The sequence below is a fragment of the Massilia sp. TSP1-1-2 genome (genome assembly GCF_049896185.1).
Classification (GTDB): domain Bacteria; phylum Pseudomonadota; class Gammaproteobacteria; order Burkholderiales; family Burkholderiaceae_D; genus Telluria_A.
The window spans coordinates 72,752-93,443 of the sequence record NZ_JAFCTU010000011.1; the positions used below are offsets into that span (position 1 = coordinate 72,752).

The 20,692-nt window shown below is 61.9% G+C and carries 13 protein-coding genes; 5 read left to right on the plus strand and 8 right to left on the minus strand.

Annotated elements, in window-relative coordinates:
• Positions 1-14: 14 nt before the first annotated feature.
• The 8 genes from ACP7BV_RS11695 to puuE form a co-directional block, all read right to left on the minus strand.
• On the minus strand, positions 15-1,664 hold the full coding sequence (locus ACP7BV_RS11695; RefSeq protein ID WP_426103994.1) for a bifunctional metallophosphatase/5'-nucleotidase: 1,650 nt from the start codon (positions 1,662-1,664) through the stop codon (positions 15-17).
• A gap of 242 nt (positions 1,665-1,906) precedes the next feature.
• Positions 1,907-5,341 (minus strand): TonB-dependent receptor domain-containing protein, encoded by a 3,435-nt coding sequence (locus ACP7BV_RS11700; protein ID WP_426103995.1) that lies wholly within the window; start codon positions 5,339-5,341, stop codon positions 1,907-1,909.
• Between the two features lie 567 nt (positions 5,342-5,908).
• Positions 5,909-7,405, minus strand: a complete 1,497-nt coding sequence (locus tag ACP7BV_RS11705) for an adenosine deaminase (RefSeq protein WP_426103996.1) — start codon at positions 7,403-7,405, stop codon at positions 5,909-5,911.
• Between the two features lie 133 nt (positions 7,406-7,538).
• Entirely contained in the window at positions 7,539-8,852 is a 1,314-nt protein-coding gene (gene guaD / locus ACP7BV_RS11710; protein ID WP_426103997.1) for a guanine deaminase, read from the minus strand.
• A gap of 14 nt (positions 8,853-8,866) precedes the next feature.
• Positions 8,867-9,871, minus strand: a complete 1,005-nt coding sequence (gene xdhC / locus ACP7BV_RS11715; RefSeq protein WP_426103998.1) for a xanthine dehydrogenase accessory protein XdhC — start codon at positions 9,869-9,871, stop codon at positions 8,867-8,869.
• A gap of 1 nt (position 9,872) precedes the next feature.
• Entirely contained in the window at positions 9,873-12,206 is a 2,334-nt protein-coding gene (gene xdhB, locus ACP7BV_RS11720; protein ID WP_426104109.1) for a xanthine dehydrogenase molybdopterin binding subunit, read from the minus strand.
• Positions 12,207-12,216: 10 nt separating this feature from the next.
• Positions 12,217-13,683, minus strand: a complete 1,467-nt coding sequence (xdhA, locus tag ACP7BV_RS11725; protein WP_426103999.1) for a xanthine dehydrogenase small subunit — start codon at positions 13,681-13,683, stop codon at positions 12,217-12,219.
• A 327-nt stretch (positions 13,684-14,010) separates the two neighbouring features.
• The gene (puuE, locus tag ACP7BV_RS11730) at positions 14,011-14,961 is read right to left on the minus strand and encodes an allantoinase PuuE (protein WP_426104000.1); all 951 of its coding nucleotides are present in this window, start codon (positions 14,959-14,961) and stop codon (positions 14,011-14,013) included.
• A 104-nt stretch (positions 14,962-15,065) separates the two neighbouring features.
• Between puuE and uraH the strand changes: the two genes are divergently transcribed.
• The 5 genes from uraH (at position 15,066) to ACP7BV_RS11755 (ending at position 20,674) form a co-directional block, all read left to right on the plus strand.
• Positions 15,066-15,419 carry a hydroxyisourate hydrolase gene (gene uraH / locus ACP7BV_RS11735; protein ID WP_426104001.1) on the plus strand — a complete coding sequence of 118 codons (354 nt, stop codon included), beginning with the start codon at positions 15,066-15,068 and terminating at the stop codon, positions 15,417-15,419.
• 64 nt (positions 15,420-15,483) lie between these two features.
• Positions 15,484-16,059 carry an ATP-dependent Clp protease proteolytic subunit gene (locus tag ACP7BV_RS11740; protein ID WP_426104110.1) on the plus strand — a complete coding sequence of 192 codons (576 nt, stop codon included), beginning with the start codon at positions 15,484-15,486 and terminating at the stop codon, positions 16,057-16,059.
• Between the two features lie 176 nt (positions 16,060-16,235).
• Complete coding sequence (locus ACP7BV_RS11745; protein ID WP_426104002.1) at positions 16,236-17,525, plus strand: HlyC/CorC family transporter; 1,290 nt, start codon at positions 16,236-16,238, stop codon at positions 17,523-17,525.
• Between the two features lie 187 nt (positions 17,526-17,712).
• Positions 17,713-19,443 (plus strand): type IV-A pilus assembly ATPase PilB, encoded by a 1,731-nt coding sequence (gene pilB, locus ACP7BV_RS11750; protein ID WP_426104003.1) that lies wholly within the window; start codon positions 17,713-17,715, stop codon positions 19,441-19,443.
• 7 nt (positions 19,444-19,450) lie between these two features.
• Positions 19,451-20,674, plus strand: coding sequence for a type II secretion system F family protein (locus ACP7BV_RS11755; RefSeq protein ID WP_426104004.1), 1,224 nt, complete (start codon positions 19,451-19,453; stop codon positions 20,672-20,674).
• Positions 20,675-20,692 lie beyond the last annotated feature (18 nt).

Below are 20,692 nucleotides of genomic sequence, written 5' to 3' on the forward strand. Positions count from 1 at the left end.
CCTTGTTCTGTCAGTTATTTAACGATCTGAATGCGGCCGGCAGGCATGTTCAGGCCGAACGGCGTGCCCGCCTTGTCCATCTTGACCAAGTACTCGACGAGCACGTCGAAGTCGCGCACCTGGGTGTCGAATTTATTCGGTGCGTCCTTGAAGACCGGGAAGTTGTCGCCTCCTTCGGCTAAAAAGTTATTCGCCACGATGCGATAGCTGCTTGCGTCATCAAGCGCCCTGCCGTTCAGCATCAAGCTGCCCGGCACCACGCGCGCGCCACGCGGGGCGGCCGGGTTCCAGGTGTAGGAAAAGCCGTTCGAAATTTGCAGGATCGAGTCCTCGGCCGCGCCCGGGCGCACCCATTGCTGCTCGAGCAGCGCGCGGATCTGGGCCCCGGTCAAGTCCATGGCGACCATGGTATTGCCGAACGGGACGACGATTTGCACTTGGCCATAGCTCGCCACCATGTTTTCGCCCACGTCCAGGTCCTTGCGGATGCCGCCGGCGTTCATGAATGCAATTTTCACGCCGTGGGCGCGGGTGGCGTTAAGCATCGCGTCGGCGATCAGGTCGCCGATGGCGCTTTCGCCGGCGGGCGTGGCCTTGCGTCCAATCGTGCGCGCCGACACGCGCGCCAGCGGTCTGGCCAAAGCTTGCTCGCTGCGCGCGCGCGCCGCCTTCAGATAGGCCGCCACGGCTTCGTGCGGCGGATACTGGCCCGGCTTGACCACCACGTTTTTCACGCCGATGTCGAGCACGGCGCTGGTGGCCGGATCGACCGTGAGGGCGATGCGCGAGAGCACGTGCCCGCCCATCTCAGCCTGGGTCACGGTACGCCCGTCGACCTTGCACTGGAAACCCTTGTGCGTGTGGCCCGACACAATCAGGCGAATGGCGGGATCGAGCCGCTTGACGATGCCCACGATCGGGCCTTTGAGTTCGGTGCAGTCGGGCTTGTCGAACGGTTCGCTGGTGCTGCCGCCTTCGTGGATCAGCACCACGAACACGCTCGCACCCTTGGCCCGCATGTCGGGAATGACGGCGTTGATGGCGTCGGCTTCATCGACAAACGACAGGCCCACGATGCCTGAGGCGAGCACCACCGAAGCGGCGTCCTTGAGCACCGCGCCGATGAAGCCGACCTTCACGCCCTTGACGTCGGCGATGCGGTAGGCGGGCAGGAAGGGCTTGCCGGTGGCGCTGTCGAGCACATTGGCGGCCAGGTACGTGAACCCGGCGCCTTTGAAATTGGGCGCGAACTGGCAGGCGCGCTCGGGCACGATGGACACGCAGCCGCCGTTTTGCTGGCGCAGCAGTTCGGCGCGGCCCTTGTCGAATTCATGGTTGCCCACGGAACTTGCAAACAGGCCGGCCATGGTCAGCGCCTGCAAGCTCGGCTCGTCGGCCCACATGGAACTCATGGCGGGGCTGGCGCCGATCAGGTCGCCGGCGCCGACCACCAGCAGGCTGGGATCGTCGCGCCGCCAGGCTTGCAGCGCAGCGGCGATGTTGTCGATGCCGCCGGCGAGCTGCGGCGGCGAACGTGCGCCGTCACGCGGCTGCGCGGCGCTGGTGTAGTCGAACTTGGTGGCGTCGAGGTGGCCGTGGAAATCGTTCATGCCAACCAGGTTGATCTGGATCGGCGCTGCCGGGCGCGTGGCGCAACCGGTCATCAGGCAAGCCGCCGCGAGCGCTGCGCAGAGGGGGCGGAGAAATGTAGTCATAGATGAGAGAATAACCGAAGCGGGCGCACTCGGGCGCCAGCTCAGCGGTGAAAATGGTTTCGTTATGTATCAAGGGTGGATCGAAGGCGCACTCGAACGGCCGCGCCAGCAATGAAAAAAGCGGCTGGTGTTGCCACCAGCCGCTTCGTCGCGCTTCAAGGCGACCGCGCCGCGGTCGCCGGTCAGTTCGATCAGAACTCGTAACGTGCGGTGACCTGGACGGCCCACTGCGACTCGCTACGGCCGGACTTGAGGACATAGTCTTCAACCTTGTCGCTGACCTGGTACACATACTTGCCATCTTGCATACCGGCGTAGTCGACGAAACTACGGGCATTGCCGCCAGCGCTGGTGAAGGCCACTTCGTTGATACGGCCCCATTTTTTGTTCAGCAGGTTGCCGAAGTTCTGGAAGTCGAGCACTAACACGCCCTTGTTACCTTTGAACAAACCAGGAACTTCCTGGCTCAGACGCAGGTCGATGCTGTTGGTCCACGGTGCAAAAGCCGATTGACGCTCGGTGACGCCGCCGACCGCATCGCGCAGCTGCTTGTTGGCGTTGACGGTGTTCCAGAAGCTGGTCTCGGCTGTCTTGACCGTGGCAGTGTCGCCGCGGAAGATCACTTCGCCGGAACCGAAAGCCTTCGGAATGTACATCAGGTCGTTCGATGCCGTGCCGTCGCCGTTCATGTCGTTGTTGAAGGTCCAGCTGTATGGCTTGCCGGTACGGCCTTCATAGAACGCGCCAAACGAGGTTTTGTAGCTGCCGAAGAAGCGCTTTTCCCAGGTCAGGGAAGCATTGACGCGATCTTTGACCAGGTACGACGAATTCGCCGCAATTTCTTCGTTCGGGTTAAACACGGCGCGCGCGCCAAAGTTCGAACCCGACGTCGATGAGCTCAGGTTCGATACTTCGGTAGCGTCGGTGTAGGTGTAAGCCACGTTCCAGCGCAGGTCTTTGTTCTTCGAATTGGCCAGCGACAGCGACACCAGGTTGCCGCCGCCTTTTTTCGTTTCCGTCACTTTCAGCACATCGGTGAACGCAGCGTTCGAGAGCGCCTTGCTGCGAAAGCCCGCGCATTGCGCGCCGCCGACAACGTTGCTGGTGCTAAAGCCGCCAGTGCCGTTGGCGCACGCTGCGTTGTAGCCTTGTTCGGTCCAGAAAAGATCGCGACCGTCCGGTCCCTTGCGGGTGGGGGCTCCAAGGTTGATGCTTTGGAAGTACAGGCCGGTGTTGACCTTGGTGTGCAGGTATTCAACGCCGACAACCAGGCCGAACCATGGCAGCTCATGCTCGGCGCCGAGGTTGCCTTTCCAAACCGATGGCTGCGACAGGCCAGCTGCCAGAACGTCGACCTGGGCGGCGCCGATGCCGCCAGCAGGCTGCTTGCTCGGGTCAGGGTTGAATTTGCCTACGCCGGAACAGGCAGCGAACGAACCGCCGCAGCCGACCGTGATGGCGGCCACGCCAGGGTTGGCGAATGGATTGCCGAGCCAGACATTCAGCGCTGCGCCGCCGAACAGGCCAAGCCCGCCGCGAATCTGGGTAGGACGCGAGAATTGCGGCGTGAAATTGAAGCCTACGCGTGGCTGGAACAGCTTCTCGCCGTCCACCGTTTCCTGGTTATCCAGACCGAAACCACCCGTGTTGCGCACCAGCGTGGCCGTGGTGAGGCCGTAGGTACCGGCCACGGTTGGCAGTGCGACCTGGGCGTTCTTGCGCGGACGCTGGTCGGTGCTGTACGCATCGTAACGCACGCCGTAAGTCATCTTCAGTTGTGGGCTGACGGTCCAGGTGTCTTGCAGGAACAAGCCAGTGTTAGCCAACTCCCAGACCGCTGCGGTGTCTTCCAGGGTGGTGCCCGGGTTCGGGAATTGGTACGTGTAGTTGTTGACGCGGCCGCGGGCGAAGTTTTCCAGCGCCGCTTTTTCAATCAATGCCTGCGGCGAGGTGCTGCAGTTGACGCTGCCTAAGCCCGGCGTGGTGTAGGTGATGGCGGTGCTGGTGTTGATACAGGCAAAGGTATAGTTACCCTTGTTGTTTTGCAGAAAGCCGTTGAAAATCGAGTTCTTCGAGTAGTCCATGCCACCCTTGACTTCGTGGGCGCCGTGAGTCCACGTTGCACCGTAGTACATGTCGATGGTCTTGGTGTCGAGGTCGTTGTAGTGACGGCTGCGCTCGGTACCGAAATTGATGAAACGGTTGGCGACCTTCGCACCGGCAGGCGCATCGGCTGGCAAGGTACCACCGATCTGCAGGCTCATCGCAGGCAGGTTTGCTGAGTTGACAAAGTTCTTGCCACTGTCGCGGCGCGATACCTTCGCTTCGGTCGAGAAGGTCGGCGTCCAATCGGCGAACCACTGCACCACGCTCGATTCGATCGATTTGTTTTCCAGGTAGTTTTGGGATGACAGGCCAACCCCGCTCGCGTTGTATCCGGCGATGATCGGCTCGGCCTGGTTGGTTTTCTGCCAGCGCAGGCTGACGCGGTGGTCGTCGTTGACGTTCCAGTCCAGCTTGAGCAGGCGGTCCTGTACTTTCAGCTCAGGCCCACCTGGCGTGGCGGTGGTACCTGGATCGAAGCCATAGGTGGCCTGGGCAATGCGGCGCAGTTCGTCGATCGACGACTGGGTGATCGCCACGTTGTTGGCGGCGCTGCCAATTTGGCCAAATACCGGCGCTGCCTGCGACTTGGAGTCTTCGGCGCTGACGAACAAGAACAGCTTGTCCTTGATCAGCGGGCCACCCAGGGTCAGGCCGGTGGTGCGCTCTTTGAAGTCTGGCGCCGGACCGTAAGTATCGGCCACGCGGTTGTAACGATCACCCGTCAGGCGCTGGTCACGGTAGACCTGGTAGACGCTGCCCTTCCAGGTGTTGGTGCCCGACTTGGTGACCGCATTGATGTTCGCGCCGGTGTAACCCTTTTGCGTGACATCGTAGTTCGAAATGTTGACCTGCACCGACTGGATCGAGTCGATCGAGATGGGCTGCTTGTTGGTCGGCAGGCCGTTCGCTTCCACGCCGAAGGTGTCGCTGATCGACACGCCATCGATGGTGATCGAATTAAAGCGCGAGTTCTGACCGCCAGCCGAGATTTCGCCACGCTCTTTGTCGGTCTGCGACAGGCGTGGATCGAGGCGGGCATAGTCCGACAGGCTGCGCTGGATCGAGCTCAATGCCGCCAGTTCCTTGCTGCCGATCGAGGTGCCGGCGCCCATCGAGCTGGTGTTGAACTTGCCGCCGGCTGCGCGCCCGGCAATCGTCACGGTCTGGATCGGTGCACCCAGGGTGGCGTCGACATTGGCCGTTTCGGCCAGCTGGAGATATACATTTTCAAATTTTTCCGCAACGCCGTCCTTGGTCACCGTGACGGTGTAAGGACCGCCCACGCGCAGGCCGCGCGCCGAGTAACGGCCCTGGGAGTCGGCCACGACTTTGCTGACCGAACCCGATTCCATGTGGACGATCGTGACCTGGGCGCCTGCGACCGGAGCGCCGCTGGCGTTGGAAACCCGGCCACCGATTGCCGAGGTCGTATTCTGCGCCAGGACTGGCGTCGAGATGGCCAAGGCCATGGAAAGCGCGAACGCGAGCTTAGTAAGCTGCAGCCGATTGTGATTGATCATTGTATAACCCCAAAATGAACTAAATAGTGATGTCGGAACCCGATAAAGGTCCCGTTCTGTACTTTGCTGCGATCTGCGGGGACGTCGTTGCTAACGCGGCCCTCTGTTTCAATGTAAATCTGATTTTTGATAGTGCATTTACGACAGCAAAACTTACGACGGCGCAATTTTATTCCGGCACCATGTCAGCCTGATGACATGAACTACACACACAATTTGTTACGTATTCGATCAACTATGCATGAAACGGCTTCGTTATGACAAATACCATTTCGCTTAATCATTTATACGAGAAACATATAAATTAGCTAATAGAAGTAGTTTTAATGACCTAAAAATGGGTGTTCCATAGCGAAAATCTCTAGGGCCGATTATAAATGAGCCATTCTGGAGAGAAATCCTTTCATCGTCATTTTCGACAAAGGTTGGTCCGGGCACGCAAATGTGTAGCAGGCTGACCACACACATGCACAGAGCTTAATATTTTGGGATTGGCCGATGAACATCGGCGCAGGAAAAAGCTTGTTTTTCCGGCAGCGTTGCACTGCCGGAATGCAGCAAATACTGTCAGCGCCGCGCGCCCGCCACCGCCTGCGCCGGCAGGGCAGCGATGGCAGCCTCGAATGCCGCGTAGCGCTCGTCAAGCTGGGCCGACAGGCGTTTTTTGTCCGCTGGCGGCAGGAAAGCGTAGCGCAGGCTGTTATACGAGACCTTCTTGATCTCGGCATAGCTCGGCTTGTAGCGGCTGGCGAACAGTGCATATTCCTGCGCCAGCGTGTGGCGCGTGACGCCGGCGTCGTCGGTTGCGATCACGTACGGCACGCCATACTTGCGGTACAGCGTGACGGGATGATTGTCGCCCTTGATGCCGGAGATGAACGCATTGCTGGTCAGGTTGATTTCGACCGGGATGTCGCGCTCGCGCATGGTCTTCAGGATGCCGATCGCGTTCGATTCGTGCGCCAGGTCGATGCCGTGGCCGATGCGGTTGGCGCCGGCCAGGTGCAGCGCCTGGTCGATGTGAAAGCGCAGGCCGTCCGGCGGCACGTCGCCCAGCGCCAGTTCGCCCGCGTGCAGCGCCAGCTTCACGTGCGGATACCGGGTTTTCAGGAACTGGAACATTTTCATGTGCAGCGTGTAGCCGCGCATGGAGCTCGGTGCGCTCTCCTGGCCGACGATATTGACCCCCACGATCAGCGGCGACTGGCTCGATGCCTTGAAGGCCGACAGCATCGATGAAAACACCTGGGACGGGGCGAGCAGGCGCAGCACGTAGGCTTGGTAGCGCATCGTGAAGCGCTCGTCGTCGACACCGGCATGCGCCTGGCCGACCTGGGTGACGTAGTCGGCCACGCCCTTGTTGAAGGCGGCGTCCTGCTCGAGCGCCCCGCTCCAGGCGCGCATCGCCTCGGTCAGGGCGGCGTCGTCGTCGCCCGCCTGGCTGATTTTGGCGTCAAAGCTGGCGTTGGGCGTCAGCGGCGCCAGCTTGAACATGGTTTCGATGTAGCCGACGTGTTCCTGGATCGCGCGCTTTTTCAGTTCGAGCAGGCCTTCATTGAAGTTGTTGCTTGAAACCGGGCCGAAAAAGCCGAAGGTCTGGAAGAACTGGCGGTCGGGCGGACTCTGGATGGCGCCATGGTTGTCGAAATCCTTGCTCGACCAGCGTTGCAGCAATTCACGGTAGGTGAAGTCGTCGGCCAGGATTTCGCCCGACGACAGGCAGCTGCGCTCTAGCGCCGGCTTGTCGCGCTCCTTGGCGACCGTTTCCTTGTTGGTTTCAATGCGGTAGCTGGACTTGTAGACGCAAAAGCCCTGCTTGTCGACCCAGTCGACGTATTGTTCGGCGTAGATCGCGCCTGAATAATGGTGGTGCAGGTCGCCGCCCTTGGGCATTTGCGAGAAGAACAGGGTCAACTCGGCCGATTTGGGCTCGCCCGCGATGAGGGACGCCAGGTGGCGCGCGGTGGCCGCTTCGTTCGATGCGGCAGCCGGCGGTTTGGCGTGTGCACTCGCGGCCAGGGCCAGCGCCAGGGCAATGGTCAGGCTGCTCGATTTGATGATCATGGTCTTCTTCTCGGTAAGATAATGAGGTCGCCTACGGCGGTTTTCGTCGGGCGCAAAAGCGATAGCGCATTGCGCCGAAGGTTCGCGATAACACGGCACACGCCTTTGGCGCAATGCGCTGCGCTTTTGCGCCCTACGTTTTTTGATGCACCAGCTGCCCGCAGGCGTAGGTCGCTTCAATCACGCGGTCGTCGCCCAGCAGCGCCAGCGCAAACAGCAGCTCTTCAAGGTTGTCGCAGCGCGCCGTGCGGCGCGCCAGCAGCGGCGTCGCCTTCGGGTCGAGCACGATGAAATCAGCTTCGGCGCCAACGACGAAATTGCCGATCGTCCCTTCCAGCTGCATGCTGCGGGCAGCGCCCAGCGTCGCTAGGTAAAACATGCGCGCGGCCGGCAGGTAGCTGCCTTTCAAGCGTGCTACTTTATAGGCTTCATTCATTGTTTGCAACATCGAGAACGACGTGCCACCGCCCACGTCGGTCGCCAGCGACAGCGCCACGCCCGCAGCGTCGGCTTTTTCAAAATCAAACAGGCCGCTACCCAGGAACAGGTTCGAGGTCGGGCAGATCGCCGCTGCAGCGCCCGATTCGGCCATGCGCGCAAAGTCGCGTTCATCGAGCCAGATGCAGTGTCCATACATGGCGCGCTCGCGCATCAGCCCGACATTGTCGTACACGTCCAGGTAGCTGCGCGCGCCGGGAAACAGCGACTGCACCCACTTGCATTCGTCCGGGTTTTCCGACACGTGGGTCTGGATGTAGGTGTCGGGATAAGCCTTGGCCAGCTCGCCCGTCAGGCGCAGCTGCGCCTCGGTCGACGTGGGCGCAAAGCGCGGCGTGATCGCGTACATGTTGCGGCCCTGCTTGTGCCACTTGCGGATCAGCTCTTCGCTGTCGCGCGCCCCGCCTTCGGCCGTATCGCACAAAAAGTCGGGGCAATTGCGGTCCATGAGGATCTTCCCGGCCGCCATGCGCAGGTTGCGCGCCTGGCTCGCCTCGAAAAACGCATCGACCGACTCGCGGTGCACGGTGCAGTAGACCATGGCGGTCGTGGTCCCGCAGCGCAGCAGCTGGTCGAGAAAAAACTCGGCCACTTCGCGCGCGTGCACCGGGTCGCCGAACTGGCGCTCGGTGGGAAAGGTGTAGGTTTCGAGCCATGGCAGCAGGCCGGGCGCGGGCGAGGCGATCATGTCGGTCTGCGGGAAATGCAGGTGGGTGTCGATAAAGCCGGGCATGATCAGCTTGCCGCGGTAGGCGGCCACCGGCGCGCCCTGAGGCAGCGTTTCAACCAAGCTGGCATAGTCGCCGGCAGCTTTTACCTTGCCATTTTCAACGATCAGCAAGCCGTCTTCATGCCAGGAGAAAGCATCCTGGATCAGCGCAGGGTCAGCGTGAAAGTGCAGCAAGCTTGCTCGGTAGGCCTGCACTGGTTGAGGTGTTGCGTTTGACATCAAGTTCTTTCGGATTACATGTTGGATGAGGCTACCAGTCTAAGTGGCGCAAGGCCAGCGCCGGCGTGCGCGGACGCTTCCCAGACGGTGAGCAACTGGGCGCACACCGAGGCGGCGATCACCGCCGGCGCCTTGCCGGCAATGCCGGGCAGCCCGATCGGGCAGACCATGGCGTCGATGCGCTTCCGGTCCGCGCCCCGTTCGCGCAGCCGGTGTTCGAACTGGCGCCGCTTGGTGACCGAACCAATCAGGCCGAACCAGCCGACGTCGGCGCGCGCCAGGATCGCTTGTGCCAGACGCTGGTCGAGCGCGTGGCTGTGCGTCATGACTAAATACGATGCGCCGGGCGGCGCGGATGCCACCAGCGCCTCGGGCGTGTCGCAGGCCTCGAGCGTGACGTTGGCCGGCACATCCGTCGGGAACATATCGTCGCGCTCGTCGACCCAGGTGACGCTGCATGGCAGGTGCGCCAGCGCGCGCACAATTGCCGCGCCCACATGGCCGGCGCCAAACAGCACCAGGTGCGCGCGCGGCGCCAGCACCGGGTCGACCAGCCAGCGCCGTCCGTCCGCTTCCTGCATCACATGGGTTGGTTGGCTGCGGTCGAACCTGGGCGCGGGCGCGCCGTGCAACTGGCGCGCATCGCCGTCTAACAGCGCACTGTCGGCGCGACCGTCGAGCGCCACGAGGCGCCAGCTGTCCTGGAAGCGCCGTTCATTTAGCAGTGAAGCGTGACACGGATCGGCCAGTTCGAACGCCAGGTGCACCACCCCGCCGCAGCACTGGCCCAGGCTTGGCCCCAGTGCAAACCGTTCCAGGTGGCGCTGCCGCCCGTCCTGCAGCATGGCGCGCGCGATCTCCACCGCGCGCAATTCAAGGTGGCCGCCGCCGATGGTATCGACCACGCGATCTCTTGACACCAGCATCTTGGCACCCGCTTCACGGGGGACCGAACCCTGCACGATTGCCACCGTGACCAGCATGGCAGGATCTGCGAGGATGGCTGAACGCCAGTCCATTTCAGAGAACCTTGGCCACGGCAGCTTCAACGGCAGCGATGGCATTGAGGATCGCTTCGCTGGTCGCCGGCGCGTTCAATGGCGGATTGACCTTGTGGCCGCCCACGCTGGAGACAGCGTCGCGGATGGCGAAAAACACCGAGAACGGCAGCAGCAATGGCGGCTCGCCCACAGCCTTGGAGCGGTGAATGCTGTCTTCGACATTGCTGTTCTCGTACAGGCGCACGCGGAAGTCTTCCGGGCAGTCCGACACGCCGGGTATTTTGTAAGTCGACGGCGCATGCGTCATCAACTTGCCGGCCGGGTTCCACCACAGCTCCTCGGTGGTCAGCCAGCCCATGCCCTGAATAAAGGCGCCTTCGACCTGGCCGATGTCGATCGCCGGGTTGAGCGACTTGCCGGCGTCGTACAGCGCGTCGGCGCGCAACAGCTTCCATTCGCCGGTCAGCGTGTCCACCACGACTTCGGCCACCGCCGCGCCGTAGGCGTAGTACGAGAAAGGGTGGCCGTTCATGGTCTTGGGGTCCCAGTGCAGATTGGGCGTGGCGTAAAAGCCGTCGGACCACAGCTGCACGCGCGCCAGGTAAGCTTTTTGCACCAGCACCGGGAACGGCACTTGATGTCCGTTGACGTGCACCGTATCGGCGGCAAACACCACCGCTGCCTGGTCGCCGCCATACAGCTTGACGGCGTACGCGCTCAAGCGCTCGCGGATCTGGCGCGCCGCATCCTGGGCCGCTTTCCCGTTCAGGTCGGCCCCGGTGGAGGCGGCCGTGGCCGACGTATTGGCGACCTTGCTGGTGTCGGTGGCGGTAGCGCGCACGTGGGCCATGTCCACGCCAAGTTCGTGCGCGACAACCTGCATCACCTTGGTGTTGATGCCCTGCCCCATCTCGGTGCCGCCATGGTTGACCAGGATCGAGCCGTCCACGTACACGTGCACCAGCGCGCCGGCCTGATTCAGGTGGGTGACGTTAAAGGCAATGCCGAACTTGACGGGCGTGAGCGCCAGCCCTTTTTTGAGCACCGGGCTGCTGCTGTTGTAGGCGGCAATCGCCGCGCGGCGCGCGCGATAGTCGCTGCTCGCTTCCAGTTCGGCCGTCAGCGCATGGATCACGTTGTCGACGACGACCTGGCCGTAGGGCGTGACGTTGTTGGCGTCGCGCCCGTAGAAATTGAGGCGCCGGATGTCGAGCGCATCGCACCCCAGGTTACGGGCAATTTCGTCGATGATGTACTCGATGGCGATGGCGCCTTGCGGCCCGCCAAAGCCGCGAAACGCGGTATTGGACTGGGTATTGGTCTTGCCGCAGGCGGCGCGGATATCGACGTCGGACAGGTAGTAGGTATTGTCGAAGTGGCAGACGGCGCGCGTGGCGACCGGCCCGGACAAGTCGGCCGAGTAGCCGGCGCGGCTGACCATGTCGACCTTGGCCGCGAGGATCTTGCCGCCGTCGTCGTAGCCAACTTCATATTCATAATGGAAGCAGTGGCGCTTGCCGGTGACGAGCATGTCGTCATCGCGGTCGGCGCGCAGCTTAACCGGTCGCAAGAGCCGCGCCGCCGCAATCGCCGACGCCGCAGCCCACAGCGCCGACTGCGACTCCTTGCCGCCAAAGCCGCCGCCCATGCGCCGGCATTCGACGACGATGTGATGCGAGTGCACCCCGAGCGCATGCGCCACCACGTGCTGCATCTCGCTCGGGTGCTGGGTGGAACAGAGCACCAGCATGCCCTTGTCTTCCTTGGGGATCGCGTAAGAAATCTGCCCTTCAAGGTAGAACTGCTCCTGCCCGCCCACATACAGTTCGCCCTTGAGCGTATGGGGCGCCTTTTCAAACGCGTCCTGGTAGTTGCCGCGCGCCAGATGCATGGGCGGCAGCACGTACGAGCCGGCCGCGCGCGCCGCTTGCGGCGTCAGGATCGCAGGCAGCTCGTCGTACGTCACCAGGGCGCGCCTGGCGGCGCGGCGGGCGTGGTCATGGGTGTCGGCCACGACGATGAAGATGGGCTGGCCCACGTACATGACCAGGCCATCGGCGAGGATCGGGTCGTCGTGGATGATGGGGCCGCAGTCGTTGGTGCCGGGGATGTCCTCGCAGGTGAACACCGCCGCCACGCCTTCGCTTGCGCGCACCGCTGCCAGGTCGATGGCAAGGATTTTCGCGTGCGCCTTGGACGACAGACCAAGCGCCGCGTGCAGCGTGCCTTTTACTTCGGCGATGTCGTCGGTGTAGGTGGCCTGGCCGAGCACGTGGAGCGCGGCTGATTCATGCGCGCGGGGCACGCCAATGCCGGTCCACGCTGCCACTGCTGGTACGCCTGCGTCATTCATCATGTTCTCCTTACGCGCGCACGGCGAAAACGTTGAGCGCGGCGGCGGCGAGCGGCGCATCGAGGCGCGTCTCGAACCAGAAACGGCGCAGCAGGTTCTGGGCGCTCTTCATGCGGTATGCGCTCGAGGCGCGCATGTCCGACAGGGGCGCGAAATCGTTCTCCATCATCGCCATGGCGGCGCTGACGGTGTCGTCCGTCCATGGTTTGCCGACCAACAGCGCTTCGGTGGCGGCGGCGCGTTTGGGGGTGGCGGCCATGCCGCCAAAGGCGATGCGCGCCTCGCTGACAAGCTGGCCGTCAAAGCGGAACGCAAAGGCGGCGCACACGGCCGAAATATCCTGGTCGAAGCGCTTGGCCAGTTTGTAGGTGCGAAAGTGCACGCCTTCGCGCGGCAGCGGCACGCGCAGCGACTGCACGAATTCGCCGGGCAGCATGTCCTTTTGTTGGTAGGCGAGATACAGGTCTTCGAGCGGCATGATGCGCTGGCCGGCGGCCGCCGCGAGCACCACCTGGCTGCCAAGCGCGATCAGCCACGGCATCGAGTCGCCGATCGGCGAGCCATTGGCGACATTGCCGCCCAGCGTGCCCGCATTGCGGATCGGGAGCGAGGCAAAACGCTGCCACATCTGGGTCAATTCGTCGGGATAGTGCTCCGCGAGCGCCTGGTAGGCGTCTTCGAGCGTGACGCCGGCGCCGATCTCGAGCATGGCGCCGTCCTGCGCGATGTGCCCGAGCGCGGCGACGTTGCCGAGGTAAATGATGTCGCCCAGGTCACGCATCTGCTTGGTGATCCACAGACCGACGTCGGTGGAGCCGGCCAGCAGCGTAGCCTCGGGGTGAGCGGCGCGCAGGGAAATCAGTTCGGCGAGCGTGCGCGGGGCATGGAAGTTACGGCCGGCGGCGCTGTAGGTGGCCAGCGCGCTTCGCTGCAGCGGCGCGAGCTGCGCGGCCAATGCGGCGCGGTCGAACGCGACCGGCGCCAGCTCGCCCATGCGCATGGCGGCATCGATGATGGGGCGGTAGCCGGTGCAGCGGCACAGGTTGCCCGAAAGCGCGTCGTTGATCTGGCAGCGGGTGGGCTGTTTGCCTTCCTGTTTCAGGTACATGCTCCACAAGGACATCACGAAGCCGGGCGTGCAAAAGCCGCACTGGGAGCCGTGGCATTCCACCATCGCCTGCTGGACCGGATGAAGCGCGCCGCCAGGCTGCTGCAGGTCTTCGACCGAAAACAGCGCCTTGCCGTCGAGCGTGGGCGTGAGCTGGATGCATGCGTTGACCGCTTTTAGTTCGAGCTGGCCGTCGCGCAGCGAGCCGATGACAACCGTGCAGGCGCCGCAGTCGCCTTCCGCGCAACCTTCCTTGGTGCCGGTGCAGTGCAGGTCTTCGCGCAGGTGCTGGAGGATCGTCTGCGTGGGGGCGGCGCTGGTGACTTCGCGCACGGCGCCCTGGTAGTAGAAACGTATCGGTTGTGACATTATTGCCTCGGCTTTATCCCAGCGTACAAGGTTAGCACCGCAGGGGTGTATCAGTATGGTTTTTGATTGATGTTGGATATCATTGAAAACCAATACTGTGGCGACTCTGGCGGAATGCGCTCGCGCTTTTCCGCCCTACGGAAATCGCTGTGCATAGGGCGCAAAAGCGTCAGCGCATTGCGCCATGTTCGCATCACGCAAGCAACGGAAAGCACCGTTCGTAGGGCGGAAAAGCGCAAGCGCATTGCGCCATGCGTGCGTCCCGTAAACAGCGGAAAGCACCGCTCGTGGTGCGGAAAAGCGTCAGCGCATTGCGCCATGCCCGCGTCACGCAAACGGATGCGTCGCCTTCCAGTGCCGGGCGATGTCGATGCGCCGGGTAATCCACACCTTATCGTGCCCTTGCACATAATCGAGAAATCTGGCCAACGCCGCCGCCCTGCCCGGGCGTCCCACAATCCGGCAATGCAGCCCGATCGACAGCATCTTCGGCTGGTTCAGCTCGGCCGGATCGCCCTCGGCATACAAGGTGTCGAACGCATCCTTCAAATAATCAAAAAACTGCGTCCCAGAATTGAACCCCTGCATGGCCGCGAACCGCATGTCGTTCGTATCGAGCGTATACGGCACAATCAGCTGCGGCGTCACCGCCGCATTCCCATCCCCGTCCAGATGCTCGACCTGCTGCCAGAACGGCAAATCATCCCCGTAGTTGTCGGCATCATATTCAAACCCGCCATGTTCGACCACGAGCCGGCGCGTATTGGGCGAATCGCGCCCTGTGTACCAGCCCTGTGGCGCCTGGCCCGTCAGCTCGGTGATGATCTGCACCGCTTCGGCCATGTGGGCGCGCTCGGTGGCCTCGTCCACGTTCTGATACGAGATCCATTTGAGTCCATGGCAGGCAATCTCGTGCCCAAGCTGCCGGAACGCGGCCACCGCTTCAAGATTGCGCTTGAGCGCCATCGACACGCCAAAGACGGTCAGCGGCAGCTTGCGTTCTTCGAACATGCGCAGCAGGCGCCACAGGCCAGCGCGCGAACCGTATTCATACAGCGACTCCATGCTCATATGCCGGGCCGGAAACGCCGCTGCACCAATGATTTCAGATAAAAACGTCTCTGAGGCGGGGTCGCCATGCAACACATTATTCTCGCCGCCCTCTTCATAATTGAGCACGAACTGCAGCGCGAGCCTGGCCTGGCCGGGCCACTGCGGGTGCACGGGATGGCGACCGTAGCCGATCAGGTCGCGGGGATAACTGTCATAGGTCGTCATGGGCACAGTATTGAGGCTGGTATATCCGGCATCATATAGCCACGGCACTGCCCCGGTATATGATTGACAGGATATACAAATCACTTTTCGGATATAGGAGCGGTATGGGAAAACTCAGTACGCATGTGCTCGACACGACGCAGGGCAAGCCCGGCGCAGGCGTGGGCATCGAGCTGTACCTCATCAATGGGGCGGAGCGGACCTTGCTCAAGCGCGACAGCACCAACCAGGATGGGCGCTGCGCCGTCCCGCTGCTTGAAGGCGAGCAGATGCAGCCTGGCCAGTACGAGCTGGTCTTTGCCGCCGGCGACTACTTCGCCGCGCAGGGCGTGGACCTGCCCTCCCCGCGCTTCGTCGACCGCGTGACGATCGCTTTCGGCATTGCCTACGCCGACCAGAATTACCATGTGCCGCTGGTGGTAACGCCCTGGTCGTACTCCACCTATCGGGGCAGCTAATCCAGAATAACGGGGCAAGCGAACCAAACTGCGCTATTCTTTCCCCATAGGTGTTTCGGGAGAAATCCAGGAGAAATTCATGTCCTTGCACATAGTCCACTTCATCGGCCCCATCAATCACGGTTCCGCCTGTACCGTGCGCAACCTGTGCCTGCAAGCCCTGCAAAGCGGGGCCACCGCGATCGAACTCCACATGTCGACCGAGGGCGGCAATATGACCGCCGGCTTCGCCCTGTATTTCTTTCTCAAATCGCTGCCGTTGCCCCTGACGACGTATAACGTGGGCAGCGTGGAATCGGTCGGCGTGGTCATTTTCCTGGCCGGCGAAAAGCGCTACGCCTGCCCCGGCACGCGCTTCCTGGTGCACCCGCTGCACTGGGGCTTTGGCAGCCAGGTCGCGGCCGACCACGCGCGCGTGAGCGAATGGCGCGACTGCCTCGATTTTGACGCCGAACGCTATGCCCGCATTTTCGAGGAAGCGACTTGCAACGCCGGCGTGAAGGACGAGATCCGCAGCCACCTGCTCGGCAATGCGCGCATCTTCGACGCTACCGAGGCGCTCGAGGCCGGCATCATCCATAAAGCGGCGCAGGCGCGCCTGCCTGAAATGGGCGAAACGTCGCACTGGTGGAATGGCTGACCCGCCAGCGCCGCCTGCCTGGTTGCCGGACGCAAACTACTGCGCCAACTTGCACGCAAACCGGCGTTGACTTAGAATCGCTAGCTCTGCGGTTGCCGAAGTGGCAAGCGCAACGCTCTGGTGCGGCCTGCTTTTCCGCCGTCCAGTTTCCCACGCACGTTTCTTTACGGTGAGCCTTGGATACCGTGCCACTCTGGGTGCCAGTTGCTGCGCTCATCTTCTTAATTTCCTGCTCGGCATTTTTCGCGATGGCGGAAACGGCGCTGATGGCGGCCAACCGCTACCGCCTGCGCAGCCTGGCCAAGCGCGGCCACCGCGGCGCGATCACCACGCTGTGGCTGCTCGATCGCACCGACCAGTTGCTCTCGCTGATCTTGATCGCCAATACGCTGGTCAACGTCACCGCCACCGCGCTGGCCACCGCGATTGCCATCCTCGCCTTCGGCTACGACGACAGCGCGATTGCGATTGCCATTGCACTGCTGGCCTTTGTGCTGATCGTGTTCGCCGAGATTACGCCCAAATTCATTGGCGCCAGCTATCCTGAAAACATTTCGCTGGGCGCAAGCAAAGTGCTCAAACCCTTGATGACGCTGGCTGGGCCGCTGACCTGGTTCGTCAACCTGTTCGTCAAACTGGTGCTCAAGATTATTAACGTGCGCCCCGCCAATGCGGCCCAGCTGCATCGCGTCTCGCCCGAGGAATTGCGCTCCATCGTGCTCGAAGGCGGCAACTTCATTCCGCAAAAGCACAAGAGCATCTTGCTGAACCTGTTCGATCTGGATAGCACGTCGGTCGACGATATCATGACCCCGCGCGCCCAGATCGAGGCGCTCAACCTGGCCGTGCCGGTGGCCGACATCAAAAGCCAGCTGACCACCTGTTACCACAACAAGCTGCCCGTCTACGAGGGCGAAATCAACCATATCGTGGGCATCTTGCACGTGCGCCACGCGGTGGCGCTGCTCAACGAAGACGAGGAATTGACGGTCCAGCATTTCCGCGACTTGCTCAGCACGCCGTACTACATTCCGCAAGACACCAGCGTCTTTACCCAGCTGCAGTATTTCCAGGAAAACAAGGAACGCCTGGGCATCATTGTGGACGAATACGGCGAGGTGCAAGGCTTGGTGACGCTCGACGATATCATCGAGGAAATGATCGGTGAATTTACGACATCGGTTCCCGGTGCGGCCCGCAGCGAAACCTTCAGCTGGGACGGGCACGGCGAGTGCCTGCTCGAAGGCACCACCGCGCTGCGCGACATCAACAAGCGGCTGGAACTGGATTTCCCGCTGGACGGCCCGAAAACGCTCAACGGCCTGATGCTGGAACAGTTGCAGGATATCCCCGAGGCACCCATCAGCCTGAAAATCGGCGACGTCGTAATCGAGGTTATCCAAGTCAAAAACCAGGCGATCAAGGTCGTCAAACTGCGTCGTCCGGCGCCTTCGCGCTACGCCTGAACAGCCGCTCGCGAGAAAAAGCAACATCTGTGGCGATTGTGTCTACGTGGTATGCACGCCTCTCCTCTTGCGGTAAATCCTTTACAAATTTGATGCTCCGGGGCATGATCCAAGGCAGCGCGCTGCTCCCGTGAGTTCTGGCGAGCCCTCTTGTCACTTCCTCACTTTTTAACTGACGCATTCAACTATGGCAGCTGTCCTCCCGACCCCGGCAACAGGCGCACCGATGTCCGGCCTGGCGCGCGCGCTGATGCAAGCGGGCCGCCTGTCGATGCCGCAGGCCGATGCGCTGCAAAAGAAGGCGGCAATTGAAAAGATCGCGTTCATCGATGCCTTGATCGGCGGCGGTATCATCGACGCCAAGTCGCTCGCCGCGTTTTGCTCGGAGACCTTCGGCTACCCGCTGATGGACCTGGCCACGTTCAGCCAGGCGTCGCTGCCGCCGGGCGCCATCGACAACAAGCTGATGCAAACGCAGCGCGTCATCGCGCTGGCCAAGCGCGGCAATAAAATGTCGGTCGCCATTTCCGACCCCACCAATACGCAGGCGCTCGACCAGATCAAGTTCCAGAGCGAAGCGCAGGTCGAGCCGGTGATCGTGGCGCACGACACGCTACTGGCCTGGCTCAATTCGCTGGGCAAGACGGCCGAGCAAAGCATCACCGAAATGTCGATCGGCGACGATGAAGAAATTCAGTTTGCCGACGACGCCGCCGGGCCGGCGTCGGTCATCGATGCGGCGCAAAATGAAATCGAAGACGCGCCGATCGTCAAGTTTCTTAACAAGATTTTGATGGACGCGATCAACCTGGGCGCCTCCGACATTCACTTCGAGCCGTTCGAAAAATTCTACCGGATCCGCCTGCGCGTGGACGGCGTGCTGCGCGAGCACGCGCAGCCGCCGGTCGGCATCAAGGACAAGCTGGTGTCGCGCATCAAGGTGCTCTCCAAGCTCGACATTTCCGAAAAGCGCGTGCCGCAAGACGGCCGCATGCGCCTGGTGCTCTCGCCCGTCAAGGCGATCGATTTCCGGGTCAGCACCTGCCCCACGCTGTTCGGCGAAAAAACCGTGATGCGTATTCTCGACGCGACCCAGGCCCAGATGGGCATTGACGCGCTCGGCTACGATCCGGACCAGAAGGAAACCTTGCTCGAAGCAATCCAGCGGCCTTACGGCATGGTGCTGGTGACGGGCCCGACCGGTTCGGGCAAGACCGTCTCGCTGTACACCTGCCTGAACGTGATCAACAAGCCGGGCATTAACATTTCGACAGCCGAAGACCCGGCCGAGATCAACTTGCCGGGCGTAAACCAGGTCAACATCAACGACCGCGCCGGCTTGACCTTCCCGGTGGCGCTCAAGGCGTTTTTGCGCCAGGATCCCGACATCATCATGGTGGGCGAGATCCGCGACCTGGAAACGGCCGACATTGCGATCAAGGCCGCGCAAACGGGTCACATGGTGTTTTCCACGTTGCACACCAACGATGCGCCTGCCACCCTGACGCGCTTGATGAACATGGGCGTGGCGCCGTTTAACATTGCCTCGTCCGTCATTTTGATCACCGCGCAGCGCCTCGCCCGCCGTCTGTGCACCTGCAAAAAACCGCTCGAAGCATCCACCGAAATCTTGCTGGCGGCCGGCTTCAAGCCGGAAGAACTCGACGGCTGGAAGCCGTACGGCCCGGTTGGCTGCGAGCGCTGCCTGGGCGGCGGCTACAAGGGCCGGGTCGGCATCTACCAAATCATGCCGATCACCCCGGCCATCGAACAAATTATTCTCGCTAACGGCAATTCAAGTCAAATTGCCACCCAATCAGAAGCGGAAGGCGTGAAATCCCTGCGCCGCTCGGGGCTGATGAAAGTCAAGCAAGGGCTGACCAGCCTGGAAGAAGTGCTCGGCTGCACTAACGAATAGGAATCATATGGCTACTGCACCACTAAAAAGCATCGCGCCCAAGGAAGCAATCTACTCCTGGGAAGGCAAGGACAAGAGCGGCAAGCCGGTGCGCGGCGAAATTCGCGCCGGCGGCGAAGCGATTGTCAGCGTCACCTTGCGCCGCCAGGGCGTCATGGTCACCAAGGTCAAGAAAAAGTCCATGCGCAAGGGCAAGAAGATCAGCGACAAGGATGTGTCGCTGTTCACGCGCCAGCTGGCCACGATGATGAAGGCAGGCGTGCCGCTGCTGCAATCGTTCGACATCGTCAGCAAGGGCCACTCGAACCCGTCGATGGCCAAGCTGATCCAGGACTTGCGCTCCGACATTGAAACCGGTACCAGCCTGAACAACGCGTTCCGCAAGTATCCGCTGTATTTCGACGCTCTGTTCTGCAACCTGGTGGGCGCCGGCGAACAAGCCGGTATTCTGGAAGACTTGCTCACGCGCCTGGCCATTTACAAGGAAAAGACGCTGGCGATCAAGTCCAAGATCAAGTCGGCGCTGATGTACCCGGTCTCGATCCTGGGCATCGCGTTTATCGTCACCGCCATCATCATGATCTGGGTGGTGCCGGCGTTTAAATCGGTGTTCGCCAGCTTCGGCGCCGACTTGCCGGGCCCGACCCTGATCGTGATGGGCATTTCCGACTTCTTCGTGCAATGGTGGTGGGCCATTTTCGGCAGCCTGTTTGCCGGAATCTATTTTTTCTTCCAGAGCTGGAGACGTTCGGTCAAGATGCAGCGCACGATGGATCACATCATGCTGAAAATTCCCATTTTCGGCCCCGTGATCCGCAAGGCGGCCATTGCGCGCTGGACGCGCACCTTGGCCACCATGTTCGCCGCCGGCGTGCCGCTGGTCGAAGCGCTCGATTCGGTGGGCGGCGCTTCGGGCAATGCGCTGTACGCCGAAGCGACCAAGAAAATCCAGAACGAAGTGTCGACCGGCACCAGCCTGACAATGGCGATGCAAAACGCCGACGTGTTTCCGCCGATCGTCACGCAAATGGTGGCCATCGGCGAAGAATCGGGCGCGCTCGACTCGATGCTGGGCAAGGTCGCCGGCTTTTTCGAAGATGAAGTCGACGAGGCCGTCGCCGGCCTGTCGGCGCTGATGGAGCCGCTCATCATGGTAATCCTGGGCGTATTGATTGGCGGCATGGTGATTGCCATGTACTTGCCGATCTTCAAACTCGGCTCTGTGGTCTGACCCCGTTGTTGGCATGAC

Bases quoted from the DNA above. Each gene is read 5' to 3' on its own strand.
- ACP7BV_RS11695 (WP_426103994.1), bottom strand. From the start codon at position 1,664: ATGACCGGTTGCGCCACGCGCCCGGCAGCGCCGATCCAGATCAACCTG.
- ACP7BV_RS11700 (WP_426103995.1), bottom strand. From the start codon at position 5,341: ATGATCAATCACAATCGGCTGCAGCTTACTAAGCTCGCGTTCGCGCTT.
- ACP7BV_RS11705 (WP_426103996.1), bottom strand. From the start codon at position 7,405: ATGATCATCAAATCGAGCAGCCTGACCATTGCCCTGGCGCTGGCCCTG.
- guaD (WP_426103997.1), bottom strand. From the start codon at position 8,852: ATGTCAAACGCAACACCTCAACCAGTGCAGGCCTACCGAGCAAGCTTG.
- xdhC (WP_426103998.1), bottom strand. From the start codon at position 9,871: ATGGACTGGCGTTCAGCCATCCTCGCAGATCCTGCCATGCTGGTCACG.
- xdhB (WP_426104109.1), bottom strand. From the start codon at position 12,206: ATGAATGACGCAGGCGTACCAGCAGTGGCAGCGTGGACCGGCATTGGC.
- xdhA (WP_426103999.1), bottom strand. From the start codon at position 13,683: ATGTCACAACCGATACGTTTCTACTACCAGGGCGCCGTGCGCGAAGTC.
- puuE (WP_426104000.1), bottom strand. From the start codon at position 14,961: ATGACGACCTATGACAGTTATCCCCGCGACCTGATCGGCTACGGTCGC.
- uraH (WP_426104001.1), top strand. From the start codon at position 15,066: ATGGGAAAACTCAGTACGCATGTGCTCGACACGACGCAGGGCAAGCCC.
- pilB (WP_426104003.1), top strand. From the start codon at position 17,713: ATGGCAGCTGTCCTCCCGACCCCGGCAACAGGCGCACCGATGTCCGGC.
- ACP7BV_RS11755 (WP_426104004.1), top strand. From the start codon at position 19,451: ATGGCTACTGCACCACTAAAAAGCATCGCGCCCAAGGAAGCAATCTAC.